20 protein-coding genes are annotated in these 24,378 nt (G+C 66.7%); 4 read left to right on the top strand and 16 right to left on the bottom strand.

Annotated features, from left to right (window positions below; all coding sequences use genetic code 11):
• Window positions 1–73: 73 nt before the first annotated feature.
• Window positions 74–1,495 (bottom strand): methyl-accepting chemotaxis protein, encoded by a 1,422-nt coding sequence (locus tag BMI01S_RS08410; protein ID WP_036045175.1) that lies wholly within the window; start codon window positions 1,493–1,495, stop codon window positions 74–76.
• Window positions 1,496–1,787: 292 nt separating this feature from the next.
• Between BMI01S_RS08410 and BMI01S_RS40725 the strand changes: the two genes are divergently transcribed.
• Window positions 1,788–1,943, top strand: coding sequence for a hypothetical protein (locus tag BMI01S_RS40725; protein ID WP_154671274.1), 156 nt, complete (start codon window positions 1,788–1,790; stop codon window positions 1,941–1,943).
• An 18-nt stretch (window positions 1,944–1,961) separates the two neighbouring features.
• Window positions 1,962–2,732 (top strand): class I SAM-dependent methyltransferase, encoded by a 771-nt coding sequence (locus tag BMI01S_RS08405; RefSeq protein ID WP_028211484.1) that lies wholly within the window; start codon window positions 1,962–1,964, stop codon window positions 2,730–2,732.
• Between the two features lie 22 nt (window positions 2,733–2,754).
• On the opposite strand, the gene BMI01S_RS08400 is transcribed toward BMI01S_RS08405, so the two are convergent.
• The 4 genes from BMI01S_RS08400 to BMI01S_RS38855 all read right to left on the bottom strand — a co-directional run bounded on the left by BMI01S_RS08400 (window position 2,755) and on the right by BMI01S_RS38855 (window position 7,489).
• A complete protein-coding gene (locus tag BMI01S_RS08400; protein WP_028231270.1) occupies window positions 2,755–4,245 on the bottom strand; it encodes a flavin-containing monooxygenase in 1,491 nt (496 codons plus the stop codon).
• A 146-nt stretch (window positions 4,246–4,391) separates the two neighbouring features.
• Window positions 4,392–5,573, bottom strand: coding sequence for a tetratricopeptide repeat protein (locus tag BMI01S_RS08395; RefSeq protein ID WP_028231271.1), 1,182 nt, complete (start codon window positions 5,571–5,573; stop codon window positions 4,392–4,394).
• Between the two features lie 140 nt (window positions 5,574–5,713).
• Window positions 5,714–6,394 carry a PspA/IM30 family protein gene (locus BMI01S_RS08390; protein WP_028211487.1) on the bottom strand — a complete coding sequence of 227 codons (681 nt, stop codon included), beginning with the start codon at window positions 6,392–6,394 and terminating at the stop codon, window positions 5,714–5,716.
• A 423-nt stretch (window positions 6,395–6,817) separates the two neighbouring features.
• Window positions 6,818–7,489, bottom strand: coding sequence for a hypothetical protein (locus tag BMI01S_RS38855; RefSeq protein WP_081723435.1), 672 nt, complete (start codon window positions 7,487–7,489; stop codon window positions 6,818–6,820).
• 597 nt (window positions 7,490–8,086) lie between these two features.
• Here BMI01S_RS38855 and BMI01S_RS08380 point away from each other — a divergent pair.
• Entirely contained in the window at window positions 8,087–10,606 is a 2,520-nt protein-coding gene (locus tag BMI01S_RS08380) for a penicillin-binding protein 1A (protein WP_028231272.1), read from the top strand.
• 10 nt (window positions 10,607–10,616) lie between these two features.
• Here BMI01S_RS08380 and BMI01S_RS40720 read toward each other — a convergent pair whose 3' ends face one another.
• The 6 genes from BMI01S_RS40720 to BMI01S_RS08350 all read right to left on the bottom strand — a co-directional run bounded on the left by BMI01S_RS40720 (window position 10,617) and on the right by BMI01S_RS08350 (window position 18,204).
• Window positions 10,617–10,871 carry a hypothetical protein gene (locus BMI01S_RS40720; RefSeq protein WP_154671275.1) on the bottom strand — a complete coding sequence of 85 codons (255 nt, stop codon included), beginning with the start codon at window positions 10,869–10,871 and terminating at the stop codon, window positions 10,617–10,619.
• Window positions 10,872–10,893: 22 nt separating this feature from the next.
• A complete protein-coding gene (locus BMI01S_RS08375; RefSeq protein WP_028231273.1) occupies window positions 10,894–11,313 on the bottom strand; it encodes a hypothetical protein in 420 nt (139 codons plus the stop codon).
• Window positions 11,314–11,546: 233 nt separating this feature from the next.
• Entirely contained in the window at window positions 11,547–12,167 is a 621-nt protein-coding gene (locus BMI01S_RS08370; protein WP_028231274.1) for a 2-hydroxychromene-2-carboxylate isomerase, read from the bottom strand.
• 99 nt (window positions 12,168–12,266) lie between these two features.
• Complete coding sequence (locus tag BMI01S_RS08360; protein WP_154671280.1) at window positions 12,267–13,817, bottom strand: efflux transporter outer membrane subunit; 1,551 nt, start codon at window positions 13,815–13,817, stop codon at window positions 12,267–12,269.
• A 2-nt stretch (window positions 13,818–13,819) separates the two neighbouring features.
• Window positions 13,820–17,032, bottom strand: a complete 3,213-nt coding sequence (locus BMI01S_RS08355) for an efflux RND transporter permease subunit (RefSeq protein WP_042288874.1) — start codon at window positions 17,030–17,032, stop codon at window positions 13,820–13,822.
• Window positions 17,029–18,204, bottom strand: a complete 1,176-nt coding sequence (locus BMI01S_RS08350) for an efflux RND transporter periplasmic adaptor subunit (protein ID WP_081723437.1) — start codon at window positions 18,202–18,204, stop codon at window positions 17,029–17,031. Before BMI01S_RS08350 ends, BMI01S_RS08355 begins: the two co-directional genes overlap by 4 nt.
• A gap of 244 nt (window positions 18,205–18,448) precedes the next feature.
• Between BMI01S_RS08350 and BMI01S_RS08345 the strand changes: the two genes are divergently transcribed.
• Window positions 18,449–19,066, top strand: a complete 618-nt coding sequence (locus BMI01S_RS08345) for a TetR/AcrR family transcriptional regulator (RefSeq protein WP_028211492.1) — start codon at window positions 18,449–18,451, stop codon at window positions 19,064–19,066.
• A gap of 27 nt (window positions 19,067–19,093) precedes the next feature.
• Here BMI01S_RS08345 and BMI01S_RS08340 read toward each other — a convergent pair whose 3' ends face one another.
• The 5 genes from BMI01S_RS08340 to BMI01S_RS08320 form a co-directional block, all read right to left on the bottom strand.
• The gene (locus tag BMI01S_RS08340) at window positions 19,094–19,324 is read right to left on the bottom strand and encodes a DUF2795 domain-containing protein (protein WP_028211493.1); all 231 of its coding nucleotides are present in this window, start codon (window positions 19,322–19,324) and stop codon (window positions 19,094–19,096) included.
• A 268-nt stretch (window positions 19,325–19,592) separates the two neighbouring features.
• Window positions 19,593–19,865: a hypothetical protein gene (locus BMI01S_RS08335; protein WP_028211494.1), complete on the bottom strand. Its 273-nt coding sequence runs from the start codon at window positions 19,863–19,865 to the stop codon at window positions 19,593–19,595.
• Window positions 19,866–20,112: 247 nt separating this feature from the next.
• Window positions 20,113–21,462 carry a C45 family autoproteolytic acyltransferase/hydolase gene (locus tag BMI01S_RS08330; protein ID WP_028211495.1) on the bottom strand — a complete coding sequence of 450 codons (1,350 nt, stop codon included), beginning with the start codon at window positions 21,460–21,462 and terminating at the stop codon, window positions 20,113–20,115.
• Between the two features lie 140 nt (window positions 21,463–21,602).
• On the bottom strand, window positions 21,603–23,348 hold the full coding sequence (locus BMI01S_RS08325) for a ClcB-like voltage-gated chloride channel protein (RefSeq protein ID WP_028231276.1): 1,746 nt from the start codon (window positions 23,346–23,348) through the stop codon (window positions 21,603–21,605).
• 163 nt (window positions 23,349–23,511) lie between these two features.
• The gene (locus BMI01S_RS08320) at window positions 23,512–24,246 is read right to left on the bottom strand and encodes a glutathione S-transferase (protein ID WP_028231277.1); all 735 of its coding nucleotides are present in this window, start codon (window positions 24,244–24,246) and stop codon (window positions 23,512–23,514) included.
• Window positions 24,247–24,378 lie beyond the last annotated feature (132 nt).

Here is a 24,378-nt window from a genome sequence, read left to right as displayed (position 1 = left end):
CGCGGCGCATGACAGAACGGCGCGCGGGCAATGTCCGCGCGCCGTTTGCTTTGGAGCGTCGAGCGCTGGAGGCTTACAGCCGATACCCCATGCGCAGCCCACCCCAGTGCCGCCCGTTCACGAAGATCGGCGCGGACGCGTCCTTCATCATGACGAACGTGCCGCCGCCCATGTCGCGGCGGTAGGTTTGCAGCAGGAAAGGCTTGGTGTGCGAGCCCGCGGCGCGGCCGGCGCGGTCGCTGAAGATGCGGTGATTGCGGCAGTTCGCTGCGTTCCACACCGGATCGGCGCCTTGCGGGTGCGAGAACTTTCGGTTGTGCGTCGGAATGTAGCCGCGCGGATCGATCGCCACGCAGAACGCGACGCGTTCGTCGAACGTCAGCAGCGGCTCGAGGATCGCGGGCAGCACGCGGTCGGTGAAGGCCGTGAAGCGCGTGAGGTGCTGCTGGGGGTTCGTGTTCGGCACCGGCGCATAGGCGTCGTCGAACAGCGCCGTCTCGCCGATTTCGCCGCGCGCGAGCGCGCCCTCGAACAGCTTGCCGACCTGGGCGGCCGCGTGCTGCACGGTCTCGATGAAGCGCGTGTCGTCGGTCTCGACGCCGGTGGCGGCGGATAGCTCGATGAGCGTTTCCGACACTTCGAGCAGCTTGCCGAGCTGATCCTTCGCCTGGACGAAATTGCGGCCCGAATCCTCGACGCCCGCGACCATCTCGCTCACCTGGCTTTCCAGCCCGTCGCACTTCGTTTCGATCTCGCCCGTGAGCTGGGCGATGTGGCCAGCGTGCTCGTCGAGCTGCAGGATCGCGTCCCCGGTGCTGTGCACGGCCTCGCCGATCGTGTGCGTGCCTTCGCGCACGCGATGCGCGCGTTCGGTGTTCGCGGTGCCTTCGGCGATGAGCTGTTCCGTCTGCTGCGTGAGCTGCCCGAGCGTCTGCTCGATCTGGCCGGTCGCCTGAGCGGTTTTGGCCGAAAGGTTCTTCACCTCGGCCGCGACCACGGCGAAGCTCTTGCCCGAGTCGCCCGCACGCGCCGCTTCGATGGCGGCGTTGAGCGCGAGGAGCTGGGTTTGGCGCGCGATCAGCGAGATCTCCTCCGAAACCTTCGACACATGCGCGAGCGCGCTCTTGAGCGCCCGGATCTGCGTCTCGATGACGGTGACGCCTTCCACGAGACCATGAATGTCGGCGAGCGATTCCTCGATGGTCTGCTGCGACTGCTGCACGGTGGCGGCGGTGCCGGCGCTCAGCTCGCGCATGGCGCGTGCCGCCGTGGCGATCTGGTGATTGCCGGCGAGGGTGTGCGCCGCCGATTCGCGCAGGGCGTGGCAGACCTCGGTCTGACGCTGCACGCGCGCGGCGACTTCGTCGACATGGCCCGCGACGTCGCAGATCTCGATGCCGAGCCTGCCAGCCTGTGCGGCAATGTCGCCGACGATCCCGGCGGATTTTCCGGCGCGGCGGCGACCGCGCAGGCCCAGCAAACGCAAACGTGTCATCGGGTGTCTCCATTGTCGGCGGCACCGCGCGTCCTGGCGCCTCGTGCCATCCCATGCATCGCTCCCCGATGCGCGATGGCAATGCGGGCCACTGCGGACGACTGCGGGGAAGCTGCGTGCCCGGTCGTCAGCAGGTCCGATCGCCGGGCTATCTGAACTCGTTAACGGCGTGTAACACGGGGACTTGAGCGCGAGGCAGGCGCGGGGGCTATGATCGGGAACTCGGGCGCCTCCAGCGCGGACCGGCGCGAGCCGGCAACGAAGGGCGCAAGGGCGCGACGACGCAAGCAAGATGATCGAGGCAATGTTCGAGGGAGCAGTTCAGGCAATCAGCGGCGGGAGTGCGCCGGTCGCACTCTGGCAGCAACTGGTCCAGCTCTGGGAACTGATCGTGACGGTGTTGCGCTTCCTCTGGGAGCTTTTGAAGCTCCTCGGCGGCGGCGGTTGAACGACGAAAGGGCAGACGATGATCGACGATTCCACCCGGCGTTTTACCGACCGGGTCGCAGATTACGTGAAATACCGGCCGACTTATCCGCGCGAAGTGGCGACCTTCGTGCACGTGGAATGCGGTATCGCGCCGGGCGCGCCCGTGGCCGACATCGGCGCCGGCACGGGTCTCTCCACGAAACTCTTTCTCGATGCGGGCCACCCGGTGACCGCCGTCGAGCCGAATGCGGCCATGCGCGCCGCGGCGGACGAACTGCTGGGCGGCTACAAGGGCTATCGCAGCGTGGCGGGCACGGCGGAGGCGACGACGCTCGACGCCGCGAGCGTAGACCTCGCGAGCGCCGCACAGGCGTTCCACTGGTTCCGCAAGACCGAGACGAAGCGTGAATTCGCCCGCATCCTGAAACCGCGCGGCAAGATCGTGCTGTTCTGGAACAGCCGTCTGCTCCATGGCTCGCCGTTTCTGGAGGGCTACGAGGCGCTCCTGCAGCGCTTTTGCCCCGACTATGCGCGCGTGGCCGAGACGTATCCCGACTCGGCCGCCATGGCCGACTGGTTCGGTGAGGGCTTCGAGCACCAGACGGTGTTCCCCAACGCGCAACTGCTCGATTTCGACGGCCTGCGCGGCCGGCTGATGTCGTCGTCGTACGCGCCGCGCGCGGGCGACGAGCGACACGAACCGATGCTCGCGGCGCTGCGCGCGCTGTTCGAGGCGACACAGAAGGACGGCAGCGTGAACTTCGCCTACGAGACGCGCGTCTACGCGGGGCGGCCGCAACCCGCGTGAGCGCGGCGAGGCGCACTCGCGGCTAGCGCCCGAACGTGTAGTCGCCGGTGCGCACGCGGCGCGTTCTGCGGCGGAACATGAACGTGAAGCCGGGCCACAGCGCGGTGTTCTTGCCGGCCCGCGTGAGGTAGTAGCTGTGGCACCCCGATTGCCACACGGTGCGCGCGAAGCGCGTCTGCAGCCGCGCATTCCAGGCGCGCTGCGCCTCGGCGCGCACGTCCATCGTGCGTGCCCCCGAGCGTTGCAGCGTGCGGATGCAGCCCGCGATATAGGCGATGTGCGACTCGATCATGTAGATCATCGAGTTGTGCCCGAGGGCGGTGTTCGGCCCGATCACGAAGAAGAGATTCGGAAAGCCCGCGACGCTCGTGCCGAGATAGGCCTCGGGTCCGTCGCGTCGCCACATCGTGCCGAGGTCCTGGCCGCCGATGCCCGTCACCTGGAACGGCGCGTCGACATCGTTGACCTGGAAGCCGGTGCCGCACACGATCGCGTCAAAGGGGCGATGCGTGCCGTCGGCGGTGACGATGCCATCGGCGACGACTTCGCGAATGGGGCTCGTCACCAGTTCGACGTTGGGTTGCGCGAGGGCCGGGTAGTAGTCGCTCGATAGCAGCACGCGCTTGCAGCCGAACAGATAGTCGGGCGTGAGGCGCGCGCGCAGTTCGGGGTCCTTGACTTTGTGCGCGAGATAGCTGAGCGCGAACCGGGTGGGCGTCTTGAGCAGGCGCGGCTCGACCGAGAAGCCGAGCGCGCGCGATTCGTGCTGCCAGTAAATCGCGGCGCGCGCCACGCGATGCGCGAGCGGGACGTGGCGATAAATCCAGCGCCAGCGCTCGCCAATCGCCTGGTCGCGCCGCGGCATGATCCACGGCGCCGTGCGCTGGAACACCGCGAGCTGCGCCACACGCGGCTGGATCTGCGGCACGAACTGGATCGCGCTCGCGCCCGTGCCGATCACGGCGATATGCTTGCCTTCGAATGCATAGTCGTGGTCCCAGCGCGCCGAGTGAAAGAGCTTGCCCGCGAAGCGCCCGATACCCGGGACTTGCGGCAGTGCCGGGCGAGAGAGTGGGCCGTTCGCGGCGATCACGATGTCGGCTTCGATCGTCCTGAGCGCGCCGTCGCGTTCGATTTCGACCTGCCAGATGCCGTGCGCCTCGACAAAGCGCGCGGCACGCACGCGCGAGCGATATTCGATGAAGCGCTCGACGTCATACTTGTGCGCGCAATGGCGCAGGTAGTCGAGAATCTCCCGCTGCGGCGCGAAGGTGCGCGTCCACGCCGGATTGAGCTCGAATGAAAACGAGTAGAGGTGCGAAGGAATATCGCACGCGGCGCCCGGATACGCGTTGTCGCGCCAGGTGCCGCCGAGGCTCTCCGCGGCCTCATAGATCGTGAAGGAGTCGATTCCCATGCGGCGCAGCCGGATCGCCATGCCGATGCCGGAAAAGCCGCTGCCGATGATGGCGATGCGCGGCGCCGCCCCGTTGCCGAGCGCTTCAGTGACCATGTTGGCGTCCGCCATTTCGTGTGATGAGCGGTGCGACGCGTCGTATCGTGCACCGATGCAAAACGGGCTCCGCGAGGGAGCCCGTCGTTGTTTTCCGATTGCGCTTTAGCGTTGCTTCGGCGGCAAGCGCCAGGAGGTCTGGGCGCTCAGGAGTTGTTCCAGTCGTCCGAGCTGTCGTTGCTGCCCATATCGACGCCACCGCCGCCCGAGCCGTCGTCCCAGTCGTTCGAGCCCTGGCCGAAGTCGAGGCCGCCGCCGCCGTTGCCGTCGCGATGCACACGGCGGCCTTCGTCGTCGACGATCACGTCGCGCTCGATCACGCGATCGCGGCCGTGGTTGAGCGCCTCACCGAGGAGCACGCCCGTCAGCAGGCCGCCCATGCCGCCCATGCCACCGCCGCCTTGCTGGACGATGACCGGCGGCTGCTGTTGCGGCTGCTGTTGCGTCGGATATTGCGGCGGGTACTGCGGCTGACGCCCGAACGCGGCGTCGGCTTCACGCGCATAGCTCGATTCGCTGCCGTAGTTGGGCGCGGGCTGGGCAGGCTGCGCATTCGGATCGGGCCGGCCTTCGGCGCGCGCCTTGAGGCTCGCGAACTGACGTTCGAGATCCTCGATCTCATACGGCGGCCGCGGATTCGCGCTATTCGAGAGCGTTTCGACGAGCGCGCGCAGCTGCGTTTCGAGCCCTTCGACTTCCTTCTCGAGCGCTTCGTGGCCGGGCGCAGTCGAGAGTTTCACATCGAGCTTGAGCGAGCGCACGCCGTTGAGCAACTCGGTGGCGCGCTTGAGCTGATCGCGGCGGTCGTCGCCGGCTTTGGCGTCTTCGGTGGACTTCGCGCGCCGCAGCGTCCAGCGCAGCACGAGCGCAACGCCGATCAGGACGATGGCAATACCAATCCACATGCCCATACCAGGACCTCGCTTCTGTGGTGCAGCCACCTGCTGCTGCGCGAATGGGTTGCCCGTGCTGCTCGTCGTGACGGCGCCGGCGCGCGTGGCATCGGAACGGATCTTCGCTTCGACCTGCGCGAAACGCTGCGGCTGGGTGAAGCGGATTTGCGGATCAAGCGACTTTGCCTGTTCAACCTGGGCGAGCGCGTCGGCGTAACGGCCTTCGCGATCGAGCACCTGGCCGTAAAGGTAGTGGGCGCGAGCGTTGTCCGGATGCGCCTGCAGGACTTCGGTGAGGCCCGAGTCGGCGCGTTGCCAGTCACCCTGGGACATCGCGGATTCGATCTGCTGCACGCTCGGCACGGCGAACGCAGCGCCGCCCGTTGAAGCGAGCGAAGCGAAGGCGAGAGTCGCAGCGGCAAGAAACTTTTTCATGTTGCAGGCCGGGCCGATTGAGCCCGTCTCCATGGCATTCGATACGGGGATGCGGCGCCATATGGCTTTGCTGCGTGGCGCCTGCCTGGCATTTCAGCAGCATGGCCCATGCCGCGCCGCATCCTGCACACCGGCGCTTTTTACTGCGCCGGCGTGTTCATCTGCTTCTTGAGCGCTTCGAGTCGCTCGTCCACCGAAGGGCCCTTGTTGAGCGCCGCGAGCTTTTCGTCCAGTGCCTTGCCGCTCGACTGGTCGGCCGAGTTCAGGCGAGCGTCCGAGCGCGCGTTCGAGAGCGAGACTTTGTCTTCCAGCTTCTGGAAATCGGCGTCGAGATTCTTGCCGCCGATGCCGCCCAGCGCCGTCGCCGCGACGTCCTTCGCCTGGGCGATCTGCTGCTTCGCCTGGAGGATATTGGAGCGTGCGTTCAGGTCGTTGCGCCGCTGGCGCATGTCGTCGATCTGCTGCTTCAGCTGATCGACCGACGGTTCGAGCTTCGCGAGCTCGGCCGCGAGGGCGTCGCGTTCGGCTTCGGCGGTCTGCTGCGCGCCGAGCGCTTCACGTGCCAGCGCTTCGTCGCCCGATTGCAGCGCGCGCTTCGCGCCGTCTTCGTACTTCTTCGCCTTGTCGGCGGCCACGTCGCGCTTGCTTTGCTGCGTGGCGACCTGCGCCTGGATCTCGACGAGCGAGTTCTCCGCACGGGCGATGCTGTCGTCGAGCTCACGCACGATCTGGCGCGCGTCGCGCGACGGATCCTGCACCGAATCGGCCGCGTCGTTGAGCAGGCCCTTCACGGTGCGGGTGATGGAGTCGAAAAGCGACATGAATTCCTCCAGTGAAATGAGATCGGCCGTTTCGGGCCGAGGTGCGTGCATGCGGTTGCGCTTTGCGGGGCCGGCTGGCGCGACTGATGTGATGAATCGGCGCTCCATCCACCAGCTTACGCTGCTTTGCATACGCCGCGCATGCAGCGCGCAAATCGGGGCAAGTGCCGTGATTGCAATAGCGCGATCGCGTTTTTGTGCATTCGCGCGCTCGTCGTGATGCGGATTTGCTGCGAAACATGATGCGTCGATTCGAGCAGGGCCCGGCATCGACCGCGGATATTACACCACGGCCCGTCTTAAAAGGGACTTAAGGGATCGGGCGCGTGGGCGGGCCCCGGTGTGCCGCGTGGGCGGGCTCAAAGCGCGCTGCACGTGATCGCTGCGCGCCCGTAGCGCAGCCCCGGCGGGCCCGCCACGCGCTCAAGCGAACTTGCCGCCTTCCGGTGCGGCGTCGTCGCGGTGGGCGTCTTCGAGCGGGGCGCCCGCGTTGCGCCACGAGCGGGCGAACGGCGCCGAGCTCAGCGGTTGCAGCGGGGCGTCTTCGTGCGGTTGGGCGGCAGCGTCGGCGAGCGCCGCGCTTTGAGCGGCAGCCTCCGCTTCGGCGTTCATGCGCGCGACGGCCTGCGCGATTTCGCGTGCGGCCTGGCTCACTTCAGGCTCGTCGGTGTGAGCGGCGGGCAGGGGCGCGCCGCTCGCGAGCGGCGTTCCCTCGCGGGTGCCAGCCACGTCGTCAACGGCTGCGGCGGCGCCGCCATCTGCGAGCGCGCCATCGTATTGCGCGGCCGCGTTCGCTGGGGCCCCGCCTGGGGCCGCCGCGCGCACCGCCTGCGGCCGGATCGCCCCTGTGCGGCTCGCGCGCAGCGGTCTGGCCGCCTTTTGCAGTACCTGCGCGAGCGCGTCGGGCTGACGCGGAGCGTTCAGCCGGTCGACCAGGCTTGCGGCCTTCACCTGGTCGCTCGTGACGCTGAACGCGATCACGGCACGGCGCATGAGCTCGCTGACGCTGATGCCGAGCCCGTCGGCGGTGGCGGAGATCGCGCGCTTTTGCGCGGCCGTGACGAAGACGACAATGCGTTCGCTGGGCTTGTTCATATCGACGGACCGTTGGCTCGGCTTCGTATGACGTCGGTTCCTGCCAGCGCGATGGCTTTTCGAAAGCGTCAATGCGTGTGGGGTGCCTGGGCGCAAAACAGGGGCGTGAAGATCTTTCATCATATGACGAGAGCGCCGATGCGCAATCAGAAGCTGCGCGGGTGGGGAGACGCTTGCCGCAAGAATCTCCTGTCAAAAGCCGGCATTCGTCTAATCTGTAACTCGCCGAGTCGATCCGTTACGAAACTTTTCGCGCCTGGCGCGAGAATCCGAGCAAGACCTCGCCGGCGAACGCAAAAAATAGGGCTGGAAGGATTGTCCAGGAAACTCTTACAAAAAAAGCGCGACCCGCCGCCCGCGATTTCATTAGAATGCGCTGTTACATTTCGCGGATGGCGCCCGAACGGGCGAGTATTCGCCTCTGGCGTGCCGCAGTGCGCGCCGCGCGGCCGGACGGGGGCGTTGCCGGTCGCGCCGCGTCGCGGGCTTTGAGCCGGCGACGTCGTAGCCGCATTGGCGCCATGACGCCGTGGTCGAGATCCATGCGCGCGCGTTGCGCGCAGCCGGCGCGCGCGAGACGCGCCCATCATTCCAGTCATGCCTATCATCAAACGACCGCCTTCATCACAGTACCCGTATCAGGATCAGGATCGGGAACCCTCCCTCAACACCGGACGACCGGCGCCGCGCCGCACCCAGCCGGACGGTGACGGCTCGCGCGGCGAACCGCCGCGCCGGCGCTCGATCGGTGCTTCGATTGCGCTCTGGTTCGCCGGCCTCATCGCGACGCTGTGCGTCATCGGTGCGCTGCTGATCGGCTACGTGCTCGTCGTGATGGGACCGCAACTGCCTTCGCTCGACGCGCTCACGAACTACCAGCCCAAGGTGCCGCTGCGCATCTACACCGCCGATCACGTGCTGATCGGCGAGTTCGGCGAAGAACGGCGCCAGCTCGTGCGCTTCCAGGACATTCCGGACATCCAGAAGAAGGCGGTGCTCGCCATCGAGGACTATCGCTTCTACGAGCACGGCGGCGTGGACTTCGTCGGCATCCTGCGCGCGGGCGTGGCCGACCTCATGCACGGCGGTGCGTCGCAGGGCGCGAGCACGATCACGATGCAGGTCGCACGCAACTTCTTCCTTTCGAGCGAAAAGACCTATACGCGCAAGATCTACGAGATGCTGCTCGCCTACAAGATCGAGCGCGCGCTCACGAAAGACCAGATTCTCGAGCTATACATGAACCAGATCTATCTGGGTCAGCGCGCCTATGGTTTTTCGGCGGCGGCGCGCGTGTACTTCGGCAAGGATCTGAAGGACATCACGCTCGCGCAGGCTGCGATGCTCGCGGGTCTGCCGAAGGCGCCGTCGGCGTATAACCCGATCGTCAATCCGCACCGCGCGAAGATTCGCCAGGAGTACATCCTCAAGCGCATGCTCGCCCTCGGCTATATCACCCAGGCGCAGTACGACGAAGCGATCAAGGAACCGCTGCAGACGAAGACGGCCGGCACCGAATACAGCGTGCACGCCGAATACATCGCGGAAATGGTGCGCCAGATGATGTACGCGCAATACAAGGACGAAACGTACACGCGCGGCCTCACCGTGACGACGACGATCGATTCGGCCGACCAGGACGCCGCCTACGCGGCTGTCCGCAAGGGCGTAATGGACTACGAGCGCCGCCACGGCTATCGCGGGCCGGAGGGCTTCGTGCAGTTGCCGGCCGACGGAGACGACCGCGAGCAGGCGATCGAAGACGCGCTCACCGATCATCCGGACAACGGCGACCTCGTCTCGGCGGTCGTGATCGATGCGGGTCCGAAGTCGGTGACAGCGCAACGGCTCGACGGGACTTCGGTGACGGTAACGGGCGACGGCCTGCGCTTCGTGGCCGCCGCGCTGTCACCGCGCGCCTCGCAGGCGCTGCGCATTCGCCTGGGCTCGATCGTGCGCCTGATGACCGACGCGAAGGGCAACTGGCAGATCACGCAGCTGCCTCAGGTGGAAGGCGCGCTCGTCTCGCTCACGCCGCAGGACGGCGCGATTCGCGCGCTGATCGGCGGCTTCGACTTCAACAAGAACAAGTTCAACCACGTCACCCAGGCCTGGCGTCAGCCGGGTTCGAGCTTCAAGCCGTTCATCTACTCGGCTTCGCTCGAAAAGGGCCTCGGACCGGCGACGATCATCAACGACGCGCCGCTCTTCTTCCCGCCCAGCACGCCGGGCGGCGATGCATGGGAGCCGAAGGACGACGACCAGCCCGAAGGCCCGATGCCCATGCGCCTCGCGCTCCAGAAGTCGAAGAACCTCGTGTCGATCCGCATCCTCTCGTACATCGGCACGAAATACGCACAGGACTACGTGACGCAGCGCTTTGGCTTCGATGCGGACAAGACTCCGCCTTATCTGCCGATGGCGCTCGGCGCGGGCCTCGTCACGCCGCTGCAGTCGGCGGGCGCGTATAGCGTGTTCGCGAACGGCGGCTACCGCATCAACCCGTACCTGATCGCCGAAGTCGACGACTCGCACGGCCAGCCGGTCCTGCGCGCGCAGCCGCTCGTGGCGGCCCGCAACGCGCCGCAAACGCTCTCGCCGCGCAACGCGTACGTGATGAACAGCTTGCTGCATTCGGTGGCGACGGCGGGGACGGGGGCGGGCACCAACGTGCTTCATCGCGACGACCTGCAGGGCAAGACCGGTACGACCAACGACGCCAAGGACGGCTGGTTCGCGGGCTATCAGCGCACGCTGGTAGCCGTGGCGTGGATGGGCTACGACCAGCCGAAGAGCCTTGGCAGCCGCGAGTTCGGCGCGCAGCTCGCGCTGCCGATCTGGGTGGAGTACATGCAGCGCGCGCTGCGCGGCGTGCCCCAGGAACAGCCGGCGATGCCCGAGGGCCTCACGACGCTCAATGGCGAGCTGTACTTCTCGGACATGACGCCGGGCAACGGCTTCGTGTCGAGCATCGGGCTAGACTCGGCGAATCCGGCCGGCGCGAGCGACGCGAGCGGTGCGACCGGCACCATGGGGCCGGGCGGTATGACGCCGCCTGACGTGACCACGACAGAGAAGAAGCAGATCCTGGATCTCTTCGAGTCGAACAAGCCATAACGCGGCGACTTCACTCGCAATCAGTCAGTTTCACGAAATGAACACGGCGCGTCGGCAACGGCGCGCCGTGTTTTGTTTGGTGGACGAAATCTGCTTGCGCAGCAACGGGTTGGCCGAGCTGTCCAGGGCTTTTCCACAGGGCTGCCAACAAAATCTGTGGGTAACTCTCACGCTCACTTTTCCACAGATTTTGTTGAAGCCCCTGTTCATAACCCTGGGATATCGAAGCTAACTGCCTGACACCAAAGGCTTTGCCTGCTTGCACGCGTTCCGAAGCAGCAAGCACCTCAAAACACATTGTTGTAACGCAGTCCGATGGTTCGGCTGTGCGAATCGCGTGACCATGAGACCGCCCAGTGCGCGAGCCACGCCCCCGAGAGCGCGCCGAGCGCATCGGCGAACAGATCCTTGTACGAGAAGCCGGCCGTGGGACAGGTGCCGTTCAGGATCTGCAGTGCGAGCCCTGGAACCGTACCGATGAGCGTGCCATAGACCACGGGATGATCGGTGTCGCGCGTGAGCCAGCCGCCTGCGGCGCCGAATGGTACGGAGACCGCAAAGTGCTCCAGTTTGTCGGTGCCAGTCCAGCTATCCGATTCGAACCGGAAGCCGCTGCGTGCGGCGGAGCATTCGAGACCAGCACGCGCCGAGGCACTGAACATAATCAGTAGTGCGATGAAAATAATCCGGTTCGCGCGATGCGTCATGATCTGCTCCATTCGATTGCCGTGCATTGCGCCTTCTTTTGGGCTCGTGCCGCCCAGATGGCGAGACCAGACCCTCAAGTGCCGACTCAATGAAATATGTAGGAATACGTAGTACTGTGCGTCGCACCGATCAGAAAAGCCTGACTTGTGGCGCAGTGTAGCAGTTCTGTCTTAATAATAAGAATCAGAAATTCCTGACAGATAAACAGAGAGACGCCCGCGCGAGAAGAGGGCTATCCGTCGAACGAGACCTGGCGAGCGGAGCGTGCTGCGTCGATCGCGTCTTCCAGTCTGTCGTTGCCCCAGAACATTTCATCGCCGACGAAGAAGGTCGGTGCGCCGAAGATGCCAAGATCGCGGGCCCTCTGCGTGCGCTCGCGCAGACGTTGCCGGTTCGCATCACTGCCGGCTTCCGCGATGAGCCGCTGTGCGTTCAGGCCCAGCGCCGTCAGCATCTGCGTGACGGCTTCCGGCGGATCGACTTCACGGTCGTCGCCATAATTGCGCGTCATCACGGTACGGCACCAGGCCGGTAGCCAGGATTCGCCATCGGCGAGTACCGCGATGCGCGTGGCCAGCACGCTGCGGCGGGGGAATTCGCTGGGTTGTCGCCACGGCAGCGCGTACTTGCGGCATTGGCGCCGCATGTCCTGCCACACGTACGCGCCTTTCTCCTTCTGCACGACAAAGGGCGGTCCTTTCCAGCCGAGCGCCTCGAGAATCGGGCCGAGCAGGAAGGGCCGCCAGCGAACCTCCACGCCGGCGCGCCCGGCGAGCGCTTCGATGCGCATGACGCTCAAATAGCTGTAATTGCTGGCGAGGTCGAACCAGAAGTCGAGCGAAGGCGTGGGCATGGTGTCGTCTCCATCGTGGGTTGCCGGCCCATTTGGCGCGTTGCCGACCATGGTATCGCGACGCGCTCGCCGCGTTGGTCGCAGCGCAAACCGCGAGCGTTACTGGCTTTTCGCGGCGGTTTCGGCGTCGGCCGCGCGAGCGCCGCCAAGCGTCGCCGGATTGACCGGCGGATTGCCCATCGCCTGGAAGAGCGCCGCCGTATCGGAAAGCCGTGCGCCGCGATAGCGGATTTCGTCGAGTCGCGCGTTGCGCCATTGCTGCTCGCTTTGGCGCACCGCGTACCAGGGCACTGCGCCGAACTGGTAGCGCGCGTTCGTATCGTCGTACAGGGCCTGCGCGGTGCGCGCAGACGTGCTGGCCGCCTCGAGGGCCTGGGCGTCGTGATCGAGCGCGGCGAGCCGGTCGGCGACATCCTGGAACGCCGTCAGCACGGTTTGCTTGTAGGTGTCGTTGGCCGCCTCATAAGATTGCAGCGCCGCTCGCCGCTGAGCGACGAGCGCGCCGCCGTGGAAGATCGGCTGCGAGAGCGAAGCGCCGATTGCCCACAGCGCGCCCGCGCCCGAGGTGACGACGGGCCAGCTGAAACCGCCCTGGCCGAGCGCCGCCGAAAGCGTGATGCTCGGGTACATCTGCGCGGTCGCCGCGCCGACGTCGGCCGCGGCCGCCTTGAGCGCGGCTTCGGCGGCTTCGATATCGGGCCGGCTTCTCAGGAGTTCCGAGGGCACGACTACAGGAACCTGTGCGGGCAAGCTCAGGCTCGCGAGATCGAGGTCGGGCGGCGCCTGGTCGGGCGACCGGCCGATCAGCACGGCGAGGGCGTGCCGCTGCGCGATCCATTGCTGGCGCAGCCCCGGCAGGTTCGCCGCGAGCGAAGCAGCGCTCTGCTGCGCGTTGAGCACATCGGCGCGCGAGGCGGAGCCGAGCGCGTAGCGCTTTTGCATGTCGTCAGCCTGAGCATTTGCGAGCGCGATCAACTGCACGGTCGTATCGACCTGCTCGTGCAGTGTAGCCGCCCCGAGCGCGCTGGCGACGATGTTCGCCGCGAGCGCGCGGCGCGCCGCCTCGAACTGGAACGCCTGCACGTTCACGCGCGAGGCGAGCGCCGCGTTGTTCAGGCGCGTCGCGCCGAACACGTCGAACGTATATCGAACGTCGATCAAGCCAGCGAAAATCGCGTATTGCAACTGGTCGATGCCGAACTGCGGGATCGCGGGTTGCTGCTGCCGCTGGGCGATGCCGATGGCGTCGACCGTGGGCAGCAGCGAGCCGCCGATCTGGCCGCGCAATTGTTCGCGCGCGGCCTGCAGGTTGTGATCGGCGGCCGCCAGATTCGGGCTGTTGGCGAGGCCTTCGTTCACGAGCGAGTCGAGCGCGGGGGAGCCGAAAAGCGTCCACCATTGCGGCACCGGTTCGGCACCCGTCATGAACTGCTGCGAGAGGCCCTCGGCCACAACCGTCTGCGCGGGTTGCGCCTCTACGCCATAGCGCTGGGGCTGCGGCATGGCAGGCGGTTCGCCGGTTGGACCCATCGCGCATGCGGCCAGCGCGAACGCGAGGCACGCGGCCAGCGAGCCGCGCTTCCGTCTGAAAAACAATGCATGCGGGCGCGCTGTTGCGCATGCGCCCGACGCCGAAGTCGAAGAAACCATCTTCATGATGCCTCGTCCGGCGCGTTGCCGGTCTCGTCAGTTTCGCTGCTGCGCACCCGGAACGCCGCAGCGTAGGCCGCGGGCAAAAAGAACAGCGTGAGCACGGTCGCAATCGTGATGCCGCCCATCAGCGCGGTCGCCATCGGCCCGAAGAAGTTCGAGCGCAGCAGCGGAATCAGCGCAAGCACGGCGGCCGCCGCGGTCAGCATGATCGGCCGGAAACGGCGCACGGTCGCACCCACCACGGCGTCGAAGCGCTTGTGCCCCGCGCGGATATCGGTTTCGATCTGATCGACGAGGATCACCGAGTTGCGCATGATGATCCCGAACATCGCGATCACGCCCAGCATGGCGACGAAGCCGAAAGGCTGCCCGAACGCGAGCAGCGCGATCACGACGCCGATCAGCCCGAGCGGCGCGGTCAGCACGACCATCAGCACGCGCGTGAGGCTCTGCAGCTGGATCATGAGCAGCATGAGGACGGCAACGGCGAGCACCGGCAACTGCGCGAAGATCGACGCCTGGCCCTTCACGCTTTCCTCGACGGAGCCGCCCACCTCGATGTGGTAGCCGGGCGGCAGCGCGCGCCTGAGCGACGCCAGTTGCCGCTCGACCGCATGCGTGACGTCGATGCCTTGCGCCCCCGCGCGCACGTCGGACTGCACGGTAAGGGTGGGCTGCCGGTCGCGCGACCAGATCACGCCGTACTCCAGATCGTTGGCGAGGTGCCCGAGCGCGCCGAGCGGCACCGCTCCGTTGGGCGTGGGCATGGCGAGCGAAAGCAGGCGGGCGGGATCGACGCGCTCGTCGGCGGGCGAGCGCAGATCGACGCTGATGAGCTTGTCGCGCTCCCGAAACTGCGTGACCGTATAGCCCGAGTGGGTCATCTGCAGGAAGCTGGCGATGTCCTGCGACGAGACATTGAGCGCGCGCGCCCTTTGCTGATCGATCTGGAAGTGCAGCGAGCGCCCCGCGGGCTCGTCCCAGTCGAAGCTCACGTTGTCGGTGCGCGGGTCGTCGCGCAGCGTCGCCGCCACCTTGTTGGCGATCTCGCGCACGGTGGGGATGTCGTCGCCGCTCACGCGGAACTGCACCGGGTAGCCGACCGGCGGCCCGTTCTCGAGCCGCGAGAGGCGCGTGCGGATGGCCGGGAAGCGCTCGCGCAGCATGGGTTCGAGCCAGCTCGCGAGCTTCTCGCGGTCTTTCACCGATTTCGCTGTAATCACGAACTGCGCGAAATTGGGCTGCTCCAACTGCTGGTCGAGCGGCAGATAGAAGCGCGGCGCGCCCGTGCCGACGAAATCGATGAAATGGTCGATCTCGGGGCGGCCGTCGAGCGCCGCTTCGAGGCGCTTTGTCTGGCGCAGCGTCGCATCGATCGAGGCGCTCTCGGGCAGGCGGACATCCACGAGCAGCTCGGGCCGGTCGGAGCTCGGGAAGAACTGCTGCGGCACGAGCGTGAACGCAGCGAGCGCCGCCACGAAGAGCGCGACGGTGAGCGCGAGCACGACGAGATGACGCTCGATGCACCAGCCGATCCAGCCGCGCAGGCGCCGGTAAAAGCGCGTGTCGTAGATATCGTGCTCGTGATCCTCGCCGTGGGCGGCGTTTGCCGTGTCCATGGCGTTCGGATCGCGCTTGCGCTCCGGCAGCAGCCGGTAGCCGAGCAGCGGAATCAGCACCACGGCCGCGAACCACGAAGCGATCAGCGCGATGGCGGACACCTGGAAGATCGAGCGCGTGTACTCGCCCGTGCTCGACCTCGCGAGCACGATCGGCAAGAAGCCCGAAACCGTGACGAGGGTGCCTGTGAGCATCGGGAACGCCGTGCTGGTGTACGCGAACGCGGCGGCGCGGGTGCGGTTCCAGCCCTGCGCAAGCTTAACGGCCATCATCTCGACGGAGATGATGGCGTCGTCCACGAGCAGGCCGAGCGCGAGCACGAGCGTGCCGAGCGAAACCTTGTGCAGGCCGATGCCGAAGAGGTACATCGTGAGCGCGGTGACGGCGAGCACGACGGGAATCGTGATCACGACGACCATGCCCGTGCGCACGCCCAGTGAAACGAGGCTCACGAGCAGCACGATGCCCACGGCCTCGGCCACGGCCTGGACGAAGTCGTCCACCGAGCGCGAGACCGCGTCGGGCATGCTCGATACCTCGACGAGCTTCAACCCTACAGGAAGTTGCGCGCGCAACTGCTCGACGCGCACATCGAGCGCCTTGCCGAGGCGGACGACGTCGCCCCCCGGCTGCATCGTGAGGCCAATGCCGAGCACCGGCTGGTTCTGGAAGCGCATCTGCGTGGCGAGCGGCTCGTCGTAGCCGCGCCGGATCGTGGCGATGTCGCCGAGGCGAAACGTGCGGTCGTTCACGCGGATCAGCGTATCGGCAAGCCCATGGAGATCCTCGTACTGGCCGCTCGGGCGCACGTACACGCGGTCGTCGGCGGTCGTGAGCGTGCCCGCGGGCGAGACGCTGTTCTGCGCGCCGATCACCTGGCCCAGCTGCGTGGGCGAGATGCCAAGGCGCGTGAGTTGCGTGTTCGGTATCTCGATGTAGATGCGCTGCTGCGGATCGCCGAAGTAGTCGACCTTGCCGACGTCGGGCACGCGCAGCAGTTGCTCGCGCAACTTGTCTGCGTAGTCGTGCAGTTGGGCGGGCGAGAAGCCGTCGCCCTCGAGCGCGTAGATGTTGGTGTAGACGTCGCCGAACTCGTCGTTGAAGAAGGGGCCTTGCACGCCTTGGGGCAGCGTATGGGCGACGTCGCCTACCTTCTTGCGCACCTGGTACCAGGTCTCGCGCACTTCGCTCACGGGTGCGGAGTCCTTCATCGTGAAGAACACCAGCGACTCGCCGGGCCGCGAATAGCTGCGCAGGAAGTCGATATACGGCGTTTCCTGAAGCTTGCGGCCGATACGGGTCGTCACCTGATCCTCGACCTGGCGCGACGTGGCGCCCGGCCAGAAGGTCTGGATCACCATCACGCGGAATGTGAAGGGAGGATCCTCCGACTGCCCGAGCCGCGTATAGGCGAGCGCGCCGAAGATCGTAGCGAGCGCAACGATGAAGGTGACGAGCGCCCGATGCCGGAGCGCCCACGCCGAGAGATTGAAGCGCCCCTCTTCGTGAGCGCCGCCGGGTTCGGTATGCGCGGTGGAACCGGTGGTGGAACCAGCGGCGGAGCCAGGTGCGGAGCCTTGCGCCGCGCTCATGACGCGAAGTCCTCGGGATGCAGCGGCGCGATCGGGTGCACCTGCTCGCCGGCGTGAACCGTGTGAACGCCTTGCAGCACGATAGTCTCGCCGTCCCGCAGTCCTTGCGCAACGGTGATGGTGCGCGCGTCATAGCGCGTGACGCTCACGCGCCGCAATTGCAGCACGTTGTCGGGCGCGTGCACGACCCAGACGGCCGGCGCCGCGCCGTCGTGAAAGAGGGCGGTGGACGGCACGGTAAACGCGGGCGGCCCGTTGGCCTCGCTCGGCGCCGCGAAAGCGACGTTGGCGGTCATGCCCAGTCGAACGTCGGCATCGGGATGCTCTAGCGTGAGTCTCGCGCGCCACGTGCGGCTTTGCGGGTCGGCCGCGGCCGCGAGTTCGCGCAGGCGCGCCGTGTAGTGGCGGCCGGGCAGCGCGCCGAGCGTGACCTGCGCGGCGTCGCCCGTGTGCAGCGCCGCCACGGCGCGCTCGGGCAGATCGCACACCACGTCGACATCACCTGTCCACGCGAGCTGATAGACGGGCTGGCCGGCCTGCACGTTCTGGCCGGTGTCGGCGTTTTCGGCCGTGATGACGCCGGCGTGATCGGCGACGATCCTCGTGTAGCGCAGCTGGTTGCTGGACAGCGCGAGCTGCTGTTGCGCCGCTTCGCGCTGGGCGGCAGCCGAGGCGTAAGCGTCCTGCGTTTGTTCGAGTTGCGCGCGGGCGACGAGGTTCGCCGCGGACTGCGCGATATCGCGATCGAGCTGTTGCTTCGCGAACACGAGGCGGTGCTGCGCAGCGTCGAGCTGGGCCTGCGCGCTGGCCGCGTTTTTCTCGAAGTCGGCCGGGTCGAGCCGCGCGAGCGTCTGCCCTGGCTTGACGCTGTCACCGAGGCGCACGCTGCGCTCGATGATCTTGCCGTTCACGCGAAACGAAAGCGGTGTGGCGTAGCGCGCCTGGATATCGCCGGGGTAGACGGGGCTCACACCGCCGCCGTCGGGATGCACGATCATCGTGACGACCGGGCGCGGCGGTGGCGGCGCTTCGTTGCGCTTGCCGCACGCGCCAAGCGCCGCAACGCCGAGCACGAGCAGCGCGTTGGCGGCGTGCCGCCACGGCGCATGCCGTGGCGAGCCCAACAGCGGCGAAGCGGACACCTTGCTGGATTTACCGGGATGACTGCGCATTCTGCTCGATGCGCCACAACCGCAACGATTCACTTGGACCTCGATACGCCTTGCGCGCACGCAGACAGCAAAACCAGCCTGCCGATTGCGCCGCCGTTGAGCCGGGGGTACGGCGCGCTCGCGCCGCACCCGGACCTGGGATGACAAGCCGAATTCTAATACAACCTTGTATCTGAATGCGTAACTGAATCCGAGGAAGGTTTCGGTGCTAGACTCCCCCACGACACATCACGAAGCCCTCGCCATGACGCGCATCCGACTCACCCGTGAACAAAGCCGCGACCAGACGCGCGAGCGCCTGCTAGATGCCGCGCAGGGCCTGTTCATGAAAAAAGGATTCGTGGGAACGAGCGTGGAGGACATCGCGCTCGCGGCGGGGTACACGCGCGGCGCGTTTTATTCGAACTTTTCCGGCAAGGCCGATCTGCTCGTGGAATTGCTGCGGCGCGATCACGATGCCATGCAGACGGACCTGCGGGGCATCTTCGAGTCCGAGGCCTCCCGCGAGCAGATGGAGGCGCGCGTGCTCACCTATTACAGCCGCATGCCACAGGACAACAAGGCCTTCCTGCTGTGGGTGGAAGCCAAGCTGCTGGCCGCTCGCGACCCGCGCTTTCGCGTGCGCTTCAACGCCTTCATGAAGGAAAAGCGCGAGAGTCTTGCCGCGTACATCGAGGAGTTTTCGGCGCGCGCGGGCACGCCCGTGCCCCTCGATCCGGAGTTGCTCGCGGTGGGGCTGATCGGCCTCTGCGACGGGGTGCAATTCCTTGCGACAGCTGATCCGCAGCACGTCACGCCGCCCGTAGCCGAAGCTGTACTGGCGAAGTTTTTCGCGCGGGTGGTATTCGGTCGCGATGCGTGAGCAAAGAACCTGCTCTACGTGCACGACTCAGACGCCGAGGCCAGGGCCGTAGTTGCTGCCGATCAGCCGCGTGACGGACGCGACGTCCTGGTAATCCTGCTCGGGCATGCCGTCGAGGATGGCGAGCACTTCGTTGCTCGCGCCGGCCGTGCGCGCGGCATCGACGAGTTCGTCCTTGTTGGCGGGCCAGCGCACTTCGCGCAGCACGTCGGCGAATTGAAGATCGATCGGTTCGTCGGGAATGCGGGAGGCTGGCATGCGTGGCATCCTTTGCGCGGGCTCCGGCTTGCGCGGTCCGCGTCGTTGTCTCGTTCGTTGTTCGGATTGTTTGGCTTATTCGGCTTGTTCGTCGCTCGTCCGGAGCGTGTCCGGAACCTCTGCGGGATTGGCAGCGCGCGGCGCTCGCGCTCCGGGTCAAGCATACACACTCTACCTCACACGCCGTCGCGACGCGCGCACGCGCCGCTCGTTTGCCGCTGCGCCGCGCTCGCTGGCAACCGGTGCGCCAGCCGCGCGCCGGAGAGGCTCAGGTGTGTTCATGCAGGTCCGGGCTCAGCGTCTTGTCGAGACGGCGTGATTTGGGCAGCGTGAGGTATTCCCAGTGCTGTCGACCGTTTGCGGTAACGGGTACGTCGGGGGCGGGGGGCGCCACAGGGGCGTCGTAGGCGTGGGACTGTCCAGTCGGTAGCGGTATGTGCGCGCTGACCTGGCCGACCGGGGACTCCTGCGCGGTGCGTACCGGAGCGGCGAAACACGACGCCGACAACAGCACGGTGGTCATCAGTGTCGAGGTTTTCATCGCTCGACCTCCTTTCTCATGCGGCCCACAGGTCGCAGCAAGCGCCGTACCGCGTCCGCCAGCCGTGGCGGCGGCGCAGGCAGCCGCGCCGACCGGGACGGCCGGCGCGCCGCGACGCCCGGCGCAAGTAGCCGCCTGGACGGCTCATCTGCGCGAGGCGCATACGGAAATACCATAATGGCAGGAAATGCGCCGGCGCGTCTCGAACGCGTGTGCTTTTTGTGGCCGGCGGCGGGTCGAGGCAAGCTCAAAGAAGCGGCGGGCGCAGCGCTTCGAAGCGCGTCCAGGGCCACGACGGGCGATCGCGCATATAGCCGTTGAGCCAGTTCCATTGCGGATGGCGCTGCATGAATGCCTGGGCGTCGAACGGGCGGCCGCACGGATGGCCCCAGCGTGCCCAGAACGCGAGATCGCGCGCCATTTCGCTGTCGACCACCTTGCCGTCGTTGGCGCCCCACGGGTTGAACGGTCCGTGGTCCGCGCCGCCAAAGCGCGCGTCGTCGAGTTCGAGGTGACCGCAGATCGTGCGCGAGCACGGGTTGTCGCTGCGCTCGAGGTAGACGTCGTGGTGATCGGCGATCATGGCCTTGGCGAGTTCGGCGTCGATCGCGCCGTGGTGCTCCTGCGCGAGCTGCATGAAGCGCAGGCGGCGCGCGCCGTTACGGCGCACGTCGATGTAGTCGTCGGCCTCGCCGGTGCATTCCTGGTTGCGGATCTTGAGGTCCGTCGCCGCATTGAAGCCGCTATAGAAGCCGTCTTTCGTGCTTTCGAATCCGGCGTGCTGCAAGCCCAGTTCATAACGCGCAATCTCGCCCGTCTTGGTGTCGCCGATCAGCCAGCTGTTCACATAGCCCGCGTTGTTCGCCTGCGCGAACATCTCGCACCACTCGCCAATGCTCGACGCATACTGTGTCGCCCGCCGCGAGCGGTAGAACTCGGGGGCGCCGTTCGCGCGATAGCCGACGAAGTTCGAGATGGTCGTCTCCGTCACCATCAGGCCGGCGCTGTTGATCCAGAAGTCGGTGAGGCTCGATATGCAGCCGGGCAGGCCCTGCATGAGGATGCGGTGCCCCGTGTCGGGCACGATATCGAACACGATGTTGAAGGCGTCGCCGGCCGCGTAGCGGTCCCACGAGTTGTGCGCCATCACGATGCGGCCGTCGCGCGTCGCGCTGCCCGTGGCGATGAACGCACTGCAGTGGTGGCCGCGCCGCCCGCGCCACGGACGCACGCCGGGCTGTCCATGCTGCGCTGCAGAATGGACCGGCCACCAGCTCTGCAGCAGATCCATGTAGCCGTTCCAGGCGAGCACTTCGGCGAACTTGAGTCCGGCGCCATCGGCGATGCCCTGTATTTCGTCGGCGAATTCGGTGTCGAGGCGCGGCGCGAACTGCACGACCGCTGCGTTGATGAACGTGTCGAAGTCCTCGCCGGTGTCCCACTTCGCGAGGTAGCGCGCCGTGCGGATCGCATTGCGGATCTCGTTCGCGAGCAATTTGCCGTGCTGCTCGCCCCGGTCGTAGGGCTCGCCCTGCAGGTGCACGAATATCCAGCCCGCATGGTCGCGGCGTACGGCTTCGAGTGAGGGTTCGCTCATCTTCGCTCCGGTCATCCCCGCGTCGATTTTCACGGCCTCTGGCGCACGTGTCCGTACGCGCACGCACGGCGCGCGCCGCGCCGCGCGTTTCCCTCTGAATTCTAGAAAATCCGCCGCGCTTTGCCACGCCACTCGCGTGGCTAGCGCTCGGCGTTCATGCGCTGATAGGCGTCGAGCAGCGAGGTCTTGTACACCACGCCCGCGAGCGTCGGGTCGCGCGTGCTCTCGACCACGGGCAGGCGTTCGCCCTGGAAGGACATGAAGTGCTGCAGGCCGACGGCGAGCGGCATGTCGGGCGTGAGCACGTCGAACGTCGCCTTCACGTAGTCGCGGGCGCGCTTGTCCGTGGTGTCGCGCTTTTGCAGCAGGTCCGAGGTGATGTCGGCCAGCGCGACCGCGCCGAGAAAGCGCCCCGTCTCATCGGTCACGTACAGGTACTTCACCGGGTATTCGAGGAACACGCGCGTCATGTCCTGCACCGTCGCGTCTGCGCGCACGACCGTTTGCGCGGGGCGCACGAGCTCGCGCATCTGCGTCATGCGCAAGCGCATGCGCTCGGCTTCCTCGCGATTGCGATGGAGCGTGATCTCGTACATCGACGCCTTGCCGGTCGCGCGCGCCACGAAATACGCCACCACGCACGAGAGCATGAGCGGCAGCACCACCTGATAGCTCAACGTCATCTCGAAGATCATCAGGATCGCCATGAGCGGCGCCTGGGTGGCGCCGGCGAGGAACGCGCCCATGCCCACCATCGCATAGGCGTACGAAGCGGAGGTGCCGTCGGGCCAGAGCGCGTGCATGCCCTGGCCGAACAGGCAGCCGAGCACGGCGCCCACGAAGAGCGTAGGCGTGAACACGCCGCCCACGGCGCCGGAGCCGACCGTCGCGGCCGTGGCGACGAGCTTGAAAACGAGTACCGTGGCGAGCGCGGTCCAGGTCCAGGGCGAGTGCAGGATGGAGTTCACGACGCTATAGCCGTTGCCCCACACCTCGGGCGTCCATACGGAGAGAATGCCGACCACGAGGCCGCCGAGCGCGAGCCTCACGGGCAGCGGCGCGTGGATGCGGCCGAAGCCTTTCTTCGCCGTGTCCAGCATCACGAGGAACTGCGGGGCGAGCGCCCCGCAGAGCAGGCCGAGCGCCACGAAGAGCAGCACCTCGACACCGGTCACCGCCGGAAACACCGGCATTTCATACGGCGGCTTGTAGCCCGCGAACTCGCGCATCGTGATGTTGGCGACCACGGAGGCGACCACGATCGGCCCGAAGCTCTCCATGACGATGGCGCCGAGCACGATCTCGGTCACGAAGAAGGCACCCGCGATGGGCGCGTTGTACGCCGATGTGATACCGGCCGCCGCGCCGCACGCGACGAGCAGGCGCAGCCGCGACGGATCGAAGTGGACCCAGCGGCCGACCAGCGAGGCGGCGAGCGCGGCGAGCTGCACCATCGGGCCTTCACGGCCGATCGAGCCGCCGCTCGCGATCGTGAAGAGCGACGAGAGGCTGCGCCAGATGCTCTTGCCGACCGGCATCACACCCTCGCCGATCGCCACGGCCTCGATGTAGTCGGTGTGCAGCGGCTTTTGGCCGTTGCCGGGCGACTCGCGTCTTGCGACGACCAGCAGGCAGCCGGCGATGAAACCGCCCACGGCGGGCATCCAGATGCGATGGTGCCACGGCAGCTGCCGCGCCATTTCGACGAGGCCGCCTTCCATGCCCGTGAAGAGCCTCTGCACATACGCGATGCCTTCGCGAAAGATCACGGTCGCAAACGCGCCCGCCATGCCGACGATGACCGACCAGATGAGCATCGTGTGGGCGTCGGACAGGCGAAAAAGATCGCGGGCGCGGGTGCGCAGTTTCAGGAGGAATGACAGCACGGCGGGCGGGCCAGGTAACAGGTGAAAGAAAGCCGCGCGTGCGCAGGGCTCGTGATGCAGCGCGCGCGGCGGCAAGAATAACAGGCGCGCCGCGACAACGGCGCGGCGCGTGCGCTATTACGAGCACGAGCGGCTGCGCTCGTATCCCACGGTGCGCGCGCATTCAGCGCGCGGCGCGGTCGAGTTCGGGGTAGTGCCGGAAGATGCCGGTTTCGTTGAACGGCAGCCGCCGCTCCGAGGCGAGATAGGCGGCGATATGCGGGCGTTCGGCCACGGCGTCGCGCAGCGCGACGACATGCGGATAGTGGTCCGCGAAATGCTTCGTCGCTTTCGGGAACGCGTAGCGCAGCCCCTCGACGATCTGAAACATCGAGAGATCGACGTAGCTGAGCGCGTTGCCCACCATGTGGCGCGGGCCATCCGGATTCTGCGCGAGCACGCGCTCGAAATAGCGCATGAATTTCGGCATGCGATGCGCGATGAAATCCGCCGCTCGCGCCTTCGCGGCGTCCTTCTGGTCCTCGTAGTAGAGGCCGCTCGCGATCGGGTGATGCGTGTCGTGCACCTCGGTCACGAGGTCGGCGATCGTGAGCTGCAGGCCATTGGCGACGATGCGCAAGCCCTCGTCGCGCGGCGCGAGCTTGAGCTTCGGGCCGAGGTAGAAAAGGATGTTGGCCGTTTGCGGGACGATGAGGTCGCCGTCCTTGAGAAAGGGCGGCGCGTAGGGCGGGTATGGCCCGCTGCTCTCCAGCTCGCTCATCATCGCGCCGATACCCAGGCCGTCCTCCTTCTCGCCGCGCGCGACGTCCACATACGGCGCTTGTGCCTCTTCCAGCGCGAGCCGCACGAATTCGCCCCGGCCCTGCAGGCCGTCCCAGTAATAGAGCTCGTATGCCATCGGTCGTCCCCTTGCTTCGATTGCCGTGCTTTTCACGGGCTGCGCAGCGGTTGCACGCCGGGCGCACAGCCGCGCACAGTATCGCTCGCAACCGTTGCGCCTGGTTTGCGCGTGACGCGCGTTCGGCACCTG

The sequence above is a fragment of the Paraburkholderia mimosarum LMG 23256 = NBRC 106338 genome, assembly GCF_000739815.1.
Taxonomy (GTDB): domain Bacteria; phylum Pseudomonadota; class Gammaproteobacteria; order Burkholderiales; family Burkholderiaceae; genus Paraburkholderia; species Paraburkholderia mimosarum.
This window is presented reverse-complemented; position numbering and strand designations above follow the sequence as displayed.

Coding starts and splice junctions, on each gene's coding strand:
- BMI01S_RS08375 (WP_028231273.1), bottom strand. CDS start 11,313: ATGACGCATCGCGCGAACCGGATTATTTTCATCGCACTACTGATTATG.
- BMI01S_RS08400 (WP_028231270.1), bottom strand. CDS start 4,245: ATGGTCACTGAAGCGCTCGGCAACGGGGCGGCGCCGCGCATCGCCATC.
- BMI01S_RS08360 (WP_154671280.1), bottom strand. CDS start 13,817: ATGGTTTCTTCGACTTCGGCGTCGGGCGCATGCGCAACAGCGCGCCCG.
- BMI01S_RS08395 (WP_028231271.1), bottom strand. CDS start 5,573: ATGAAAAAGTTTCTTGCCGCTGCGACTCTCGCCTTCGCTTCGCTCGCT.
- BMI01S_RS08330 (WP_028211495.1), bottom strand. CDS start 21,462: ATGAGCGAACCCTCACTCGAAGCCGTACGCCGCGACCATGCGGGCTGG.
- BMI01S_RS40725 (WP_154671274.1), top strand. CDS start 1,788: ATGATCGAGGCAATGTTCGAGGGAGCAGTTCAGGCAATCAGCGGCGGG.
- BMI01S_RS08335 (WP_028211494.1), bottom strand. CDS start 19,865: ATGAAAACCTCGACACTGATGACCACCGTGCTGTTGTCGGCGTCGTGT.
- BMI01S_RS08340 (WP_028211493.1), bottom strand. CDS start 19,324: ATGCCAGCCTCCCGCATTCCCGACGAACCGATCGATCTTCAATTCGCC.
- BMI01S_RS08390 (WP_028211487.1), bottom strand. CDS start 6,394: ATGTCGCTTTTCGACTCCATCACCCGCACCGTGAAGGGCCTGCTCAAC.
- BMI01S_RS08405 (WP_028211484.1), top strand. CDS start 1,962: ATGATCGACGATTCCACCCGGCGTTTTACCGACCGGGTCGCAGATTAC.
- BMI01S_RS08410 (WP_036045175.1), bottom strand. CDS start 1,495: ATGACACGTTTGCGTTTGCTGGGCCTGCGCGGTCGCCGCCGCGCCGGA.
- BMI01S_RS38855 (WP_081723435.1), bottom strand. CDS start 7,489: ATGAACAAGCCCAGCGAACGCATTGTCGTCTTCGTCACGGCCGCGCAA.
- BMI01S_RS08355 (WP_042288874.1), bottom strand. CDS start 17,032: ATGAGCGCGGCGCAAGGCTCCGCACCTGGCTCCGCCGCTGGTTCCACC.
- BMI01S_RS08320 (WP_028231277.1), bottom strand. CDS start 24,246: ATGGCATACGAGCTCTATTACTGGGACGGCCTGCAGGGCCGGGGCGAA.
- BMI01S_RS08345 (WP_028211492.1), top strand. CDS start 18,449: ATGACGCGCATCCGACTCACCCGTGAACAAAGCCGCGACCAGACGCGC.
- BMI01S_RS08370 (WP_028231274.1), bottom strand. CDS start 12,167: ATGCCCACGCCTTCGCTCGACTTCTGGTTCGACCTCGCCAGCAATTAC.
- BMI01S_RS08350 (WP_081723437.1), bottom strand. CDS start 18,204: ATGCGCAGTCATCCCGGTAAATCCAGCAAGGTGTCCGCTTCGCCGCTG.
- BMI01S_RS08380 (WP_028231272.1), top strand. CDS start 8,087: ATGCCTATCATCAAACGACCGCCTTCATCACAGTACCCGTATCAGGAT.